This window comes from Paenisporosarcina sp. TG20 (assembly GCF_000286315.1).
Lineage (GTDB): Bacteria > Bacillota > Bacilli > Bacillales_A > Planococcaceae > Paenisporosarcina.
The window spans coordinates 1-13285 of the sequence record NZ_ALJG01000246.1; the positions used below are offsets into that span (position 1 = coordinate 1).

At 37.5% G+C, this 13285-nt stretch carries 15 protein-coding genes and 2 riboswitches; of the genes, 8 read left to right on the forward strand and 7 right to left on the reverse strand.

What is annotated here, in order from left to right:
• Positions 1-27: 27 nt before the first annotated feature.
• A complete protein-coding gene (corA, locus tag B371_RS0106290) occupies positions 28-993 on the reverse strand; it encodes a magnesium/cobalt transporter CorA (protein ID WP_019413455.1) in 966 nt (321 codons plus the stop codon).
• Positions 994-1216: 223 nt separating this feature from the next.
• Here corA and B371_RS0106295 point away from each other — a divergent pair, with 223 nt between their 5' ends.
• The gene (locus tag B371_RS0106295; protein ID WP_019413456.1) at positions 1217-2200 is read left to right on the forward strand and encodes an Rpn family recombination-promoting nuclease/putative transposase; all 984 of its coding nucleotides are present in this window, start codon (positions 1217-1219) and stop codon (positions 2198-2200) included.
• Positions 2201-2404: 204 nt separating this feature from the next.
• On the opposite strand, the gene B371_RS0106300 is transcribed toward B371_RS0106295, so the two are convergent.
• The gene (locus B371_RS0106300; RefSeq protein ID WP_019413457.1) at positions 2405-2611 is read right to left on the reverse strand and encodes a hypothetical protein; all 207 of its coding nucleotides are present in this window, start codon (positions 2609-2611) and stop codon (positions 2405-2407) included.
• A gap of 311 nt (positions 2612-2922) precedes the next feature.
• Positions 2923-3024: riboswitch (guanidine-I (ykkC/yxkD leader) on the forward strand.
• Positions 3025-3078: 54 nt separating this feature from the next.
• Between B371_RS0106300 and B371_RS0106305 the strand changes: the two genes are divergently transcribed.
• Together B371_RS0106305 and B371_RS0106310 are read left to right on the forward strand one after the other, a co-directional pair.
• Positions 3079-3414, forward strand: coding sequence for a multidrug efflux SMR transporter (locus B371_RS0106305; RefSeq protein ID WP_019413458.1), 336 nt, complete (start codon positions 3079-3081; stop codon positions 3412-3414).
• The gene (locus B371_RS0106310; RefSeq protein ID WP_019413459.1) at positions 3414-3728 is read left to right on the forward strand and encodes a multidrug efflux SMR transporter; all 315 of its coding nucleotides are present in this window, start codon (positions 3414-3416) and stop codon (positions 3726-3728) included. Before B371_RS0106305 ends, B371_RS0106310 begins: the two co-directional genes overlap by 1 nt.
• 190 nt (positions 3729-3918) lie before the next feature.
• Here B371_RS0106310 and B371_RS0106315 read toward each other — a convergent pair whose 3' ends face one another.
• Positions 3919-4653: an SDR family NAD(P)-dependent oxidoreductase gene (locus B371_RS0106315; RefSeq protein WP_019413460.1), complete on the reverse strand. Its 735-nt coding sequence runs from the start codon at positions 4651-4653 to the stop codon at positions 3919-3921.
• Between the two features lie 165 nt (positions 4654-4818).
• Positions 4819-4924: riboswitch (SAM riboswitch) on the forward strand.
• 71 nt (positions 4925-4995) lie between these two features.
• Between B371_RS0106315 and B371_RS0106320 the strand changes: the two genes are divergently transcribed.
• Genes B371_RS0106320 through B371_RS0106335 form a run of 4 tightly spaced genes read left to right on the forward strand, consistent with a single transcriptional unit; the run spans position 4996 to position 8039 of the window.
• Entirely contained in the window at positions 4996-6222 is a 1227-nt protein-coding gene (locus B371_RS0106320; protein ID WP_019413461.1) for a 2,3-diketo-5-methylthiopentyl-1-phosphate enolase, read from the forward strand.
• Positions 6222-6881 carry a 2-hydroxy-3-keto-5-methylthiopentenyl-1-phosphate phosphatase gene (locus tag B371_RS0106325; RefSeq protein WP_019413462.1) on the forward strand — a complete coding sequence of 220 codons (660 nt, stop codon included), beginning with the start codon at positions 6222-6224 and terminating at the stop codon, positions 6879-6881. The genes B371_RS0106320 and B371_RS0106325 overlap by 1 nt, the downstream gene beginning before the upstream one ends.
• The gene (locus B371_RS0106330) at positions 6878-7507 is read left to right on the forward strand and encodes a methylthioribulose 1-phosphate dehydratase (protein ID WP_019413463.1); all 630 of its coding nucleotides are present in this window, start codon (positions 6878-6880) and stop codon (positions 7505-7507) included. Before B371_RS0106325 ends, B371_RS0106330 begins: the two co-directional genes overlap by 4 nt.
• Position 7508: 1 nt before the next feature.
• On the forward strand, positions 7509-8039 hold the full coding sequence (locus tag B371_RS0106335; protein WP_019413464.1) for a cupin domain-containing protein: 531 nt from the start codon (positions 7509-7511) through the stop codon (positions 8037-8039).
• Between the two features lie 909 nt (positions 8040-8948).
• Here B371_RS0106335 and B371_RS0106345 read toward each other — a convergent pair.
• From B371_RS0106345 to B371_RS21400, 4 genes are all read right to left on the reverse strand, one after another.
• On the reverse strand, positions 8949-9590 hold the full coding sequence (locus B371_RS0106345) for a plasmid pRiA4b ORF-3 family protein (RefSeq protein WP_019413466.1): 642 nt from the start codon (positions 9588-9590) through the stop codon (positions 8949-8951).
• Between the two features lie 114 nt (positions 9591-9704).
• Positions 9705-10286, reverse strand: coding sequence for a TVP38/TMEM64 family protein (locus B371_RS0106350; RefSeq protein ID WP_019413467.1), 582 nt, complete (start codon positions 10284-10286; stop codon positions 9705-9707).
• A 171-nt stretch (positions 10287-10457) separates the two neighbouring features.
• On the reverse strand, positions 10458-10901 hold the full coding sequence (locus tag B371_RS0106355; RefSeq protein ID WP_019413468.1) for an N-acetyltransferase: 444 nt from the start codon (positions 10899-10901) through the stop codon (positions 10458-10460).
• Positions 10902-10979: 78 nt separating this feature from the next.
• A complete protein-coding gene (locus B371_RS21400) occupies positions 10980-11345 on the reverse strand; it encodes a YppG family protein (protein WP_019413469.1) in 366 nt (121 codons plus the stop codon).
• Positions 11346-11529: 184 nt separating this feature from the next.
• On the opposite strand from B371_RS21400, the gene B371_RS0106365 reads away from it, so the two are divergent.
• The gene (locus B371_RS0106365) at positions 11530-12315 is read left to right on the forward strand and encodes a DUF2268 domain-containing protein (RefSeq protein ID WP_019413470.1); all 786 of its coding nucleotides are present in this window, start codon (positions 11530-11532) and stop codon (positions 12313-12315) included.
• The last annotated feature ends 970 nt before the right edge of the window (positions 12316-13285 follow it).

The window sequence follows — 13285 nt, forward strand, 5'->3', positions numbered from 1 at the left end:
TCTGTAGCTACAGATAGTGGTCTCTTTTCATTGTTTAAATAAATTCATCCAACCTTTAAATTTGAACCAAGCTAACATGGACAACCCGATGAATACCATGGCGCCAATCACAAAGAAGTACCCATACTTCATGGTGAGTTCAGGCATGTATAGAAAATTCATCCCGTACACACCAGCGATAAATGTTAAAGGAATAAAAATTGAGGATACAATGGTTAAGATCATCATTATGCGGTTCATTTGGTTTGAGTTCATCGCCGTGTAGCTGTCGCGAATATCCGCAGTAAGCTCGCGATTGGACTCCACAATCTCCGTGAGTTTAATAAGGTGGTCTGAAATATCTGCAAAGTAAGTTTGTTCGTGAGGTTGAAGGTCAAAACGACTTGAGTTCAACACGCGGTACATTAAATCACGCATCGGTAAAATTGTCCGACGTAACCACAATAAGTCACTACGCATTTCAAATACGCTACTCATTGAAAAGTGCTTCATATCAAATGTCATCTTATCTTCAATTTCGTTTAAATGATCCTCAATTTTGTATACAAGAGGGAAATAAGCATCGACTATTTTATCTAAAATTTGATACATTGCGTAAACTGCTCCACGTTCCCAAAATGAAACATCACGCTGCAATTTTTGACGGACCACATCTAATTCAGGGACTGTAGTATGGTGAAACGTCACAACAAAATTTTTCCCAACGAATAAATTTAATTCCTCTGCCTCAAGAGTATCTTCATTCATTCTATGGATAACGAAAAAATGATAGCCATCGTAAAAATCAACTTTTGGTCGCTCTAAACGTTGTAAACAATCTTCAATTGCAAGGGGATGGAAATGAAAGAAGGAATCGAGTAATACCCATTCGTCAGAAGTCGGCTGATCGAAATCTACCCAATACCAATCAAAGGACTTATTGCTGTGTAGATCTTCTAAAGGAAAATCAATTTTTAATTGGCTATCAGCGGTAACGCCAAATGTTCGAATCATAAAAACCCTCTTTTCAAGCGCTAAATACTAGTAATAGTTTACCACTAAACCAATCCCAAGTTTAAAAATAGTGGACTACCTCCACTAGGCAAAATATCCATTTTTCAGCGGCAGGCCGAATCAAGCATCTGAAAGTTTGAAAAGAGAGTCTATTTTGAATTGGTTTTACTAGTTAAATAAGAACATTTGTTCTATAATTAATAAAACGAGTGGAGGGGAAAGTATGGTGTTAATGGTTAAGGAAGAGTATGAATCAATGGGATTTGAATTGCTCGATACAAGGAATGACTTCGTGTTCAAATCAATTTTTGGAGTGGAAACGAATAAGGATCTACTAACAGAGTTTCTGGTAGCTATATTGGAAATTGACATAAATGAGATTATTCTCGTAGATCCACATTTAGAAATGAATCACGCAGATGACAAAGCTTCGGTAATGGATATTCGAGTAATGACCAATGAAAATGTGATGATTAATATAGAAATCCAGCTTCAAAATCACCATGCTTTCCCTGAACGGATGCTTATGTACTGGGCGAAAATGTATGCAAATCAAGATCGGAAAAGTTTGCCTTTCTCCAAGTTAAATAAAGCCATACAAATAGCCGTAACGGACTTTACTTTCTTGCCAAAAGAGCATTTTCATAGTAAGTTTTATTTAACAGAAACGGAAGATCATTTTGTCTATTCACATCATATGGAGATGCATGTTTTGGAATTAACTAAACTTAATTTGAAACTATCTAAAGAAACTACAGAACTTGAAAAATGGTTACTGTTTCTTAAAGGGGATAAAAAAATGAAGGAGGCACTTGCAATGGAAGATGCTACATTTAGTAAGGCGTACAATGAAGTACAACGATTGAGTCAGGATCAATTGGCCCGATATCATGCGATGAGTAGTGAAAGGACAGAACGTACGCGCATTCAAATTGAAGAAGATGCTCGTGTTGCTGTGGAAGAGAGCCGTAGAAAAGGTTTTGAAGAAGGCAAAGAAGAAGGCAAAGAAATAGGCATAGAAATAGGTAAAGAAGAAGGTAAAGAAATAGGCAAAGACGAAGGTAAAGAAGAAGGTATAGAAATAGGAACGAAGCAAGAAAGAGAAAATAACATTAAAAAGATGTTATTAGCCGAAATAAGCATCGAGCAAATTGCAGCTATTTTAAACCTACCAATCACTGAATTAGAAATTATTGTAAATAAATAACCTATTTTAAAATTCCGATGCCTTTAGTATGCATCGGCATTTTTTTAGTACATAGAAATGAGAAAATCAGTATTTCCGGGCATTCAAATAACTGCCGACTCAGATGGAATTAGTTTAAACCAAGAAAAAAATTCTGCTAGTAAAGCGTTTAGTAGAAACAGTCGTAGCACCAAGAGTTTAGATTGTTCCTATAGGGAATCATCACTACATGTCTTTAATGACTTTTACCACTCCGTGAGCTAATAAATAGGAGATTGGAATAAGAAGAAAGAGAATCAGTAATCCAATCATGGTTCCGAGTGGAGAGATGGGGATTAGAGTATCTCCAAAAAAGCCAAGTAATTGATAAAAAAAGATAAAGATGACTGCAGATATGACCAAAATAATAAACTTATTTGTTAAGTATTTCACTGCGATACACTCCTTTTTCCTATTCTATAAATTGCCCCATCAATGCAACCCCGGTTTCACACAACTTGAGAGATCGTTGCAATCGTTTCATCATCTCTTACTATATAGAAAGTTTATCAGATCTATTATTCTATTTCATTCATGCATATTTGCTCTATTAAATAATATAATGCCATTTGTTGGCAAAAAATACAAGAGTTGAAATAGATCTAATCAATCAAGTATGAACTTATCGATTGACTAAACTGCATATATTGTACTATTCTAGCCATTCACTTATTAATTTCATAAAGCCATCCATTTATGATGGCGATTCAGTTTTCTAGGGTTCCGCAGACAACCGGTTTGGTCTGGTCCGAGAGAAAACACTTTGCTTATGCAAAGATACACGGACGGATAAAAACCTGGGAGATAAGGTATGATACGTGTCTTCTCAGGCTTATTTTTATTGGTAAAGGATGAACAGAATGAATAAAGAATGGGTAAAAGTATTGTTTGCTTCATTTTTTGAAGTGTCTTGGGTTATTGGACTAAAACATGCAGATGATGCTTGGACATGGATAGCTACGGCAATTGCAATAGTAGTGAGTTTCTATTTAATTATTATGACTGGGAAAACATTACCTGTGGGTACAGTATACGCAGTGTTCGTGGGTCTCGGGACAGCGGGGACAGTCCTTGCTGACATTTTGTTTTTTGGTGAAGATTTTAGCATGATCAAGATAGCGTTAATCATGGTATTACTTGGTGGTGTGTTAGGACTTAAGCTGGTGACAAAAAATGAGGGAGAGGTGGAACCATAATGGCTTGGTTATCTCTCATCGTAGCGGGACTATTTGAAATGACAGGGGTTGTAATGATCCATCAAGTACATAAAAATCGTAATTGGAAGTCTATCACTGGATTGCTTGCAAGTTTTGGCGCAAGCTTTTTATTTCTAGCATTCGCTATGGAAACACTTCCAATGGGCACAGCTTATGCAGTATGGACAGGAATTGGCGCATCTGGTGGTGCGATTCTAGGTATGGTGTTGTATGGTGAATCAAAAACAAAACTCCGTATTCTATTTATTCTGATGGTTCTTGGAGCGGCTGTTGGATTAAAACTAGTATCTTGAAAAGGGTAAATTCCATGCAGACAGTAAAATAGTGCATTTTCCAAGACTAAAAGAAAAAGGCGAGCGAAGTGAAACTTCGCTCGTCTTTTTCTTTCTTCAGGTTATAGAGCAGTAGGTTTGCCGTCCGAAGCCGATCAGGAACCCAAAGTCGATACTGTGTTTTTTCTTTAAGTTATTAAATAAAAACTCGTTATTGAGCTGTGTATCCGCCATCAACCATCAAATTTGCACCAGTAATGAAACTCGCTTCGTCCGAAGCCAAGAACACGACTGCGTTAGCAACTTCTTGAGATTCACCTAAACGTCCAAGTGGATGCAGTGATGCTAAATGTTGGATCATTGCGTCATCCAATTGATCTAGCAACGGGGTTTTGATATATCCTGGACATACAGCATTTACACGGATGCCTTGAGATGCATATTCCACAGCAAGTGCACGCGTCATGTTCACCACTCCGCCCTTTGCAGCTGTATAAGAAGCGGTCTCAGTTTGTCCTACGTGACCTAAGATTGATGCGCAGTTAATGATACTACCACTGCCTTGCTTGACCATTTCTTTTAACGCATATTTGGCACATAAAAATACGCCAGATAGATTAATAGAAATGGTTCTATTCCAATCTTCAAGTGCTAACTCATGAGTAGGACCGAGTGACCCGACCCCAGCGTTACTAAATAATATATCGACCTTGCCAAACATCTCAACAGTGTGATTTACCATTGCTTCGACTTCGTCTTCCTTCGAAACGTCCACATGTATGAAAGAGACCTGTTTACCCAATTCTTCAGCCAGTTTTATGCCACGAGTATCATCAAAATCGGCAATGACCACTTTTGCACCTTGTTTACCCATTTCACGTACAGTAAATTCAACAATTCCACTCGCTCCACCTGTAACAATCGCGACTTTGTCTAGTAATCTCATATAATTGACCTCCAGTGAATTGGATTTATATTCCATTCAATCGTACGCCTTCGCAGGGCAATTAGCCAATTTGGTTAATTCTGATTGTTGTAAAAGTTATGTTGACAACAGAATAAAATGATGACATAATTCAATTACTATTTTAAAAACGACATATCTACATTTTTCTTATCAAGAGCAGGTGGAGGGAACTAGCCCTATGAAACCCGGCAACCGACTTACGCGAGTAAGCACGGTGCTAATTCTTGCAGCAGTAGCTGACAGATAAGAGGATGTTAGTTCTTACTAACCTCTTCTTTTTTGTGAAGAGGTTTTTTTATTTTTAGTAAAGAGGTGAAGATTTTGAGTGAAGTAATTGCTACTTATTTAGTTCATAGCGTAGGAGAGAATCACCTAGAGAAAAAAGCAGAAGGCATAGCTCTAGGCTTAACAGTTGGATCATGGACTGATTTACCACAACTCGAACAACAACAATTAAAGAAACATAAAGGTCGCGTCGTTTCCGTCCAATCACTAAGTGACGACAATGAAGCACCATTAGCACATAGCACAAAAGGAATTATCCGAATTGCTTACCCAATTGCAAATTTTAGCCCAGACTTGCCGGCAATTTTAACGACGACATTTGGCAAGTTGTCTCTTGATGGGGAAATTAAACTAATTGATTTGGAGTTTAGTCAAGAACTAGCTGCTCACTTTTCGGGACCGAAGTTTGGAATAGAAGGAATTCGTCATTTGACTGGTGTGCAAGAGAGACCATTTGTTATGAGTATTTTCAAAGGAATAATAGGGAAAGATTTACCTTTTTTACTAAAACAACTTGAACAACAAGCACGTGGTGGTGTGGATTTTGTAAAAGATGATGAAATTTTATTTGACAATGACTTAACTCCTTTTGAAGATCGCATTATTAAAGGTCGAGAAGTTCTTCAAAATGTGTACACAGAAACTGGCCATCGTACTCGTTACGCTGTCAATTTAACAGGACGTACATTTGATTTACGAGACAAAGCGAGACGCGCAACCGAGCTTGGGGCTGATATGTTGTTATTTAATGTCTATGCATACGGACTTGATACGCTTCAAAGTTTAGCGGAAGACAGTGAAATCGCTATTCCTATCATGGCGCATCCTGCAGTATCTGGCGCATTCACACCTTCTCCACGGTATGGATTGTCAAACCAGCTAGCACTAGGCAAACTATTGCGATTTGCAGGTGCAGATTTCTCATTATTTCCATCACCGTATGGCAGTGTAGCACTTAAAAAAGCTGAGTGTCTCGAGATTGTGGAATCATTGAAAAAACCAGATTTCGTGATAGCAACACTACCTGTGCCGTCAGCCGGAATTCACCCGGGAATGGTGCCGCAGCTTATCGAAGATTTTGGTATAGATTCAGTAATCAATGCTGGGGGCGGAGTACACGGTCATCCAGCAGGTTCAGCTGCAGGAGGTAAGGCGTTTAGGCAGGCAGTCAATGCGACTCTATCAGGCAATACGCTAGCAGTTGCTGCTCAAACGAATGAAGAACTTCGACAAGCTCTCGAATTATGGGGTAACAAAGTCTAATGAAAAAACCTGTTATTTTTTGTGACTTTGATGGCACGATCACAAGCAAAGACAACATAATGGCCATTATGAAAGAGTTCGCACCACCCGAATGGGAGCAGATAAAAGATCAGATTCTTGGACAACATATCTCCATCCAACAAGGTGTTACGCAACTGTTTAATTTACTGTCCACTAAGCAAACAAAGCAAATCACACAATTTGTTCTGGACCAAGCTCAAATTCGAGAAGGGTTTAAAGATTTTGTAGCTTATACAAAGACGCAAAATATTCCTCTCTTTATCGTATCGGGAGGCATTGATTTTTTCGTAAAACCTTTACTAAAAGATACCATTACTGAAGACCATATTTATTGTAATATAGCAGATTTCTCAGGCGATACCATTTCAATTATATGGCCACATACTTGTGATGAGTTATGTTCTAATAACTGTGGTTGTTGTAAGCCATCTATCATTCGCAAACTCAGTGACGATAACACGTTTAAAATTGTTATCGGTGATTCCATTACCGACTTACAAGCTGCAACACTAGCAGACAAAGTAATTGCGAGAGACTTCTTAATTGAAAAATGTCAGGAACTCGACATCCCTTATGAGCCATTTGAAACATTTACAGACGTGATTGATATTTTAAAGCAATTGGAGGTACACACATGAGCAACTACTTTTCGCGTTGGAGCGAACTTTCATCTATTAAAAAAGAACTTGCCGATCGCGACTGGTTTTTTGGTACAAGTGGTAATTTATCGATTAAAGTTTCCAATGAACCAGTTACATTTCTTGTAACTGCATCTGGGAAAGATAAGCGAAAAATTACTAATCATGACTTTTTGTTAGTCGATTCAAATGGCGAAAAGTTAGAGGACACACCGTCAAAGCCTTCTGCTGAAACATTGTTGCACGCTAAAATTTATAACAAAACAAACGCGGGCTGCGTCCTTCATGTGCATACCATAGACAATAATGTGATTACACAACTGTATAAAAATGAAACTCATATTGAATTTACGGGAAATGAAATACTCAAAGCTCTCGGTTCATGGGAGCAAGATGCCAAAGTAAGTATCCCAATCATCCCAAATATTGCGCATATCCCAACACTTGCTGAACAATTTGATCGTTATGTAACCGGAGACTCTGGAGCGATTCTCATTGAAAATCACGGGATTACGGTGTGGGGAAAAGATGCATTTGAAACGAAAAAATTCTTGGAAGCATGGGAATTTCTATTTTCATATCAAGTTAAAATGGCAACAATAAAAAATATAGTGGGGAGTTTTTAACGTGGCATACATTCGTAAACATTCATCGAACGAGCGCATCGAAGAAGAACAAGCAGTAATAAATTTTTTAAATAGTAATGAAGTAATTTATGAAAAATGGGACATCGAAAAACTTCCAACAGAGCTTTGTGAAAAATTCAATTTAACTGATGAAGAAAAACAACAAATACTATCAGCATTTGGCGTTGAAATTGCCGATATATCTGAGCGTCGTAACTATCAACAAGCAGATGTAATCTCACTTTCTGAATCAACACCAAACTTAGAGCAACTATTAAAGAGTTTCCAACAAGAACACCACCACGAGGATGACGAAGTACGTTTTATTGTCAGTGGACATGGAATTTTCGTGATCCAATCGGAAGATGGCGAATTCTTTGATGTCGAACTACAACCAGGAGATTTAATCTCAGTTCCTGAAAACGTGCGACACTTCTTTACGCTAATGGAGGACCGTAAAGTCGTAGCGGTTCGAATCTTTGTTACATCAGAAGGATGGGTTCCAATTTACGAGAAACAGCCGGTCGCATAAAGATTAATAACCCTTAGTAATTTCGTTCTATCCAGGTTAGCAGGTTAGCCTGGCAAGGACAAGTCATACTTTCTACTAGCCCAACATATAATCTTAAAAAGTAACTTCCGGCTCGCGCGAAGGAAACAGAGAAAGAAGCTAATCACCAGATATAGGTGATTAGCTTCTTTCTTTTTCGTATCGCTATTCTCAATGAGTTAGAACACGATAATTAGGAGGTAATTGGTTAGTTGCCCCAATCACATAGAAAAGTTGCCCGAATCAAAGCAAAAGTTGCCTCAAAACAATGAGAATGGGAATAAAATCCAATAGTTTCCTTGTTTTAATAAGAAGATTTTTAAGATTTATCTGTTTGCAAAAAGATTAACTGAAGTATTTAAGTAAAAATAGAGTTTTATATCAAACTCAACTCACACCCAAGTTAATTAGTGAAACGCATAACTTAAAGTAACCTCCTCCAACAGAAAAGAGCCAATTAGGAATTTGGATGGTTTTGTTTGCGCTGCGCTACTGTTTTAAAGAAGAAATCGCTAACTACCGTATCCATTGCAAGTCAACTAGGCTAAGGAGACACTATTTAAATTTTTTCTTCGTTCAAAAAGGTTTCATCAATCACACAACTCACACCCAAGTTAACTTGATGAAAGGTATAACTTAAAGTAACCGTCTCCAACAGAAAAGAACCATGATGCAAATAGCAAAATGGCTCCCATTGAATGGATTGGATTTTGAATAGTTTTGATCTCGCTACGCTCCATTTTGAAAGAAGAACTAGCTAGAATTGCAGCGAATACTAACAATATAGAATACTCTCTAAAGCATCACACTGTTCAACACAAAATACTATTTTATAAAGCATTCGAATTCGAGCAGTTAATTCCTTTATGGTTGAAACGCGAGCAGGATGTTCTAAACCCATTCTTCCATCAAGGATGCATTCACCTTTGCTAAGTTAAATTTTTTATATCCTTGTTCTTTTCCCCATGCGTTCATGTGAGCATGTTCTGGGTCTTCTTTATCTTTTATGACACGCTTAAACTCATCGTAACCTGGTGGGCCTCCAACATCTTCGGGAGGACAAGTACCTTTGCCTTCAAGGACTTGTGGGTAATCATGGTTGTAGTCTTCTACTACTTTTTCCATCACTATTTCATGCTCCCAGCCATCACCAAAATCATACATGTAGCTAAACTCAGGAAATTCGACTACGTATTGACTCAAAGTTACATCTCTTGCTAGCAATAATTGGATGCGGATTAGCCTTTGGTACATCTTCTCATCAAAAGATCCTTTTTCGGGAGGATTTTTCATATAATGTTGTATCATTCCAAAATTTTCTTCAACCGACTCCTCATCTGCAACCAACTCAATCGTTTTGTTGTTGGTTGAATCAGCGATTAAAAAATTAAACAAATGACTGTTCGTCCATCCAACAGATATTTGGATAACAGAATGTAATTCAAAAAAGTCAAATGTTGTAGGTACTAAAAAACGGCGCCATACTTTTGGTTTCACATTATTTAAAGTAACAAGAAATTGATAGCTCTTCATAAGATACACCTTACCTCTTTGTAGTAAATTTTTTTCATCTTATCATATACAGTAGGCTTTGCGGGTCGATTAATCAATCAAATCGTTGTGGCAATCCGAACTTTTTTATGTATGTTAAAGTTCGTCGTCTAAATGTATATTCATTTCTGAGGATTTTTTCATCTTCATCCAAACCACACTGAGCAAGGAAAGTGCTAGCGCAAAGATGATAAAGTTTCCAAAGCCTGTCCACTTAACGGCTGCATAAGTTGCAGAAACCTCCATTACTAAAGCAGGTACTTTTCCTATACTACTGGCCACTGCAAACGACCAAAAACTCATCGTTCCAACTGCAGCATAAAGGGTAACAATTCCTGAAGGCACAAAGGGCATCAGTCGTAATCCAATGACAAATAAAAAGGCTTCTCTAGGAGATGCACGCAATAATTTTTGCGCACGGGGAGAGTGTTTAGAACGAGCATTTACAAACTTCCGAAACCCTTTACGGTACAACCAAAACGCAACCAAACTTCCGATAATTTCCCCAATAAGAGACACATAAAGTCCACCCCAAAAACCAAATAGCGTTAAATTTATCGCCGTCAGAAAGACACTTGGAATAACGCCGGATACTGAGATGACAATGCTTATGCAAATACTTATTAAGAGCGTAAGCGGAAGAGGGATCAAATTTAAATAAGCTAGTAAAGCTTCCATTTACGTTAAACTCCTTGTTCATGATATCTTTTATTAAACCACAAATACCTCCTCTTTAACGTATTATTTGAACCCAAGTCCTTTTACAGCGTTCTCGAAAATCAGGAATTTACTACTAAGTATTAGTCCACCTGTGAATAGTAGCAAGAATAATTGATACAATACACCTGTCTAAAGATCCAAAGGTTTCTCCATCAATGTAGATACATCTTGAAAACCAAGTTTTTGATATAGATATTTCGCATGGTTCCCTGAATAAACATTCAATTGAACCTTTTTATGGCCTTCTTCTTTGAAGTGCTTGATTGCTTTTTTACATAATTTCTTTGCGATTGACTTTCCTCGGTAAGGGGGTAGGACATAAACTTCTGAGATGATCCCTACCGTTTCATGAGTATAATAGTCTACTACCTTTTCCACACCAATCCATCCATGGATAACATCATGATCAATGTGAACAAGATAATATCCATTATCGGATAAAAACGGAGGGGCTATTTGGTCAGAATTATCTATCCCTAGTGTAACAAAGCCCATAGTTGCTTCTTCTAATACTTCCCTAGAGTGACTTAATATTTCACTGGTCTCCTTGTAATTAGCCTTTCTAATCGTCATTTACCTGTGCATCTCCTTTTAGAATAGAAATAAAAAGTCTTACAAACTGCTCTATGAAAGAGGTTGGGAAACGCATTTTTATCTTTTAATGAATTTTGCGATTAAAGGACTTACCTGGTTGTAAGCTGACATGACTTGTTGAGCTGTTCCTGAAATTTTATTAAAATCATATTTTCCTTCAGGCGTTTTAAAGTTGGATAAAAAATCTGACCGTGTTGGTGTTTGAGGACCTTCAATAGGTCCGTATCCATAGGGTTGATAATTGCTATAAGGCTGAGGCTGAGGCTGAGGCTGAGGCTGAGGCTGAGGCTGAGATTGAGGTTTAGGTTGATAAGGTCGATAAGCTTGTGGTTGATACGGCTGATAAGGTTGTTGTTGGTAAGGATAATAAGGTCGATAAGGCTGGTATTGTTGATACGGCCTTACTGGTCTGCCAAAAAACATAAACATAACACCTCCCATATAATAATGTATGTTATATAGTATTCAAACAAGATACTCATAATAGGGCAATCTTTGAAAATATTGCATACTAAACACTTCATTAAAAGTGTTTGAGAATGTTTCGTAACGTTTATTAATTACTTGCATATTGTATGTCAGATGAGAAGTGTAAGGAGGGTCAGAAATGAGCGTTATTAGAACAGATAAGTGGTTACTAGATTTATATGACAAACCACTTGAAATATGTGAAAAGATAAAGGCTCAATTCAATGGTGCTCAAGCTCCGGAAATCTACAATCACCTAAATTTACACGGAATGTATCGTCCGACTAAGAATGGTAAAAAAGCAGTGAAAAGATTACAGAAAAATAAAGTGTGGGAAATGGTGGAAAACGAACGGCTACATCTTCAAGAGATGTGGGGAGGACCAGATGTCCCTGTTTATATATTCCCTTCAGATACAAAAAATCTAAAACTGATACAGGATTTTAATGGGAAATCAGGTCTAGCCTACAGTGATAAACTGTTCTTATTTATTTCGCGGGATAACGCAGAAAAGGAAATAAAGGCGTTGTTTACACATGAATTTAATCATGTTTGCCGCCTCTCCCAACACATAAAAAAAGAAGAGAATTATGTATTATTAGACACAATTATTTTGGAGGGATTAGCTGAAAACACAGTCCGTGAAAGGTTTGGGGAAAAATTTATAGCTACTTGGACATCCTATTACACAGAGGAAGAGCTAGAGAGAATGTGGATTACCCTAGTGCGCCCATATAGAAATAAAACATGGACCGATCGTAAGCATCACGAAATTATGTATGGATTACAATCTTACCCCAAAATGTTAGGTTACTGTATTGGATATTATCTAGTAAAGAAGTATATGGAAGAAAATGAAGTGGAATGTAAGGAGCTATTGAATATCCCAACTGAACAAATTGCACAAATTAAACGATATAGATAGATTCTGTCAGCAATAAAATAAAATCCTTTTTCAAGTAAATCTAGAAGGAACGTCTCTTTTTAGGAGTAAACTTAAAAAGCCAAATAGATGAAGTATCATCGTGCTTGGCTTTTTCACGAAATAAGAAAGTATATGTTTTATATAGTTCACCTTTGAACTTGGAGTAGCACTGTCTAGCTCAAGCGCCAGCAGTGGGCCCTTTTATGGGGTCAGAAAGACGAAACGTTCGTCTTTCGTCCTTCCGGCGCCGGACTAGAAGGCGCTTTGCGTTTTTTTTAGTTAGTTGACTTTTGATCATCTAATTATAGGGGTTTCTAACTTGTTTAATTGAAAAAGAAGAATTTCCAAGCTGACAACTATAATGGGAGCGTCTGTTTCAGCAAGCATGCGCATTCAATTTGTAATATAATGGTGATTTTCTGCTGAGTGGACGGAAAGTTATGCTGAGTGGACGAAAAGAGGTCCTGAGTGGATGAAAAGCCGATCTGAGTGGACGAAAAGTTCTAAGTGGGCGAAAAGTATAAACTTGCTGCACATTTTTTCAACTTAAAAAGGAGTTACTCGTACTGAGTAACTATTTTTTAAAAACATACAAATGTATATAAAATTGATGTGCCATGAACCCAGTGTTAAAGAATACGGAGACTAACATTCTAAAACGGATTATCTTACCATTATAACTCTGACTAAACCGATTAATGTGACGAGTTTCCATGCTGTAAATCGAAACTAAAGAACAATGGTTTATATTACATAGGCGTTTGATAGTGTGGCTATAACCCATTCTAATGCCAGGTTGCTGAAAGAAACTACTCAACCTTTAAAATTGAAGAAAAGGCCGAAATAGTATCTTCGGCCGCCACTCTCTATAAAATCAGTGTCTATTCTTTAATCAACCCAGATCAAAAATACGATATGACTATTGGTTGAAGGGTCGCGTCGGACGCAAACCTGCCGCAAGATTGCCTGT

What these genes read in the sequence shown, in the direction of transcription:
- corA (WP_019413455.1), bottom strand. Translation starts at nt 993, where the DNA reads ATGATTCGAACATTTGGCGTTACCGCTGATAGCCAATTAAAAATTGAT.
- B371_RS0106295 (WP_019413456.1), top strand. Translation starts at nt 1,217, where the DNA reads ATGGTGTTAATGGTTAAGGAAGAGTATGAATCAATGGGATTTGAATTG.
- B371_RS0106305 (WP_019413458.1), top strand. Translation starts at nt 3,079, where the DNA reads ATGAATAAAGAATGGGTAAAAGTATTGTTTGCTTCATTTTTTGAAGTG.
- B371_RS0106310 (WP_019413459.1), top strand. Translation starts at nt 3,414, where the DNA reads ATGGCTTGGTTATCTCTCATCGTAGCGGGACTATTTGAAATGACAGGG.
- B371_RS0106315 (WP_019413460.1), bottom strand. Translation starts at nt 4,653, where the DNA reads ATGAGATTACTAGACAAAGTCGCGATTGTTACAGGTGGAGCGAGTGGA.
- B371_RS0106325 (WP_019413462.1), top strand. Translation starts at nt 6,222, where the DNA reads ATGAAAAAACCTGTTATTTTTTGTGACTTTGATGGCACGATCACAAGC.
- B371_RS0106330 (WP_019413463.1), top strand. Translation starts at nt 6,878, where the DNA reads ATGAGCAACTACTTTTCGCGTTGGAGCGAACTTTCATCTATTAAAAAA.
- B371_RS0106345 (WP_019413466.1), bottom strand. Translation starts at nt 9,590, where the DNA reads ATGAAGAGCTATCAATTTCTTGTTACTTTAAATAATGTGAAACCAAAA.
- B371_RS0106350 (WP_019413467.1), bottom strand. Translation starts at nt 10,286, where the DNA reads ATGGAAGCTTTACTAGCTTATTTAAATTTGATCCCTCTTCCGCTTACG.
- B371_RS0106355 (WP_019413468.1), bottom strand. Translation starts at nt 10,901, where the DNA reads ATGACGATTAGAAAGGCTAATTACAAGGAGACCAGTGAAATATTAAGT.
- B371_RS21400 (WP_019413469.1), bottom strand. Translation starts at nt 11,345, where the DNA reads ATGTTTTTTGGCAGACCAGTAAGGCCGTATCAACAATACCAGCCTTAT.
- B371_RS0106365 (WP_019413470.1), top strand. Translation starts at nt 11,530, where the DNA reads ATGAGCGTTATTAGAACAGATAAGTGGTTACTAGATTTATATGACAAA.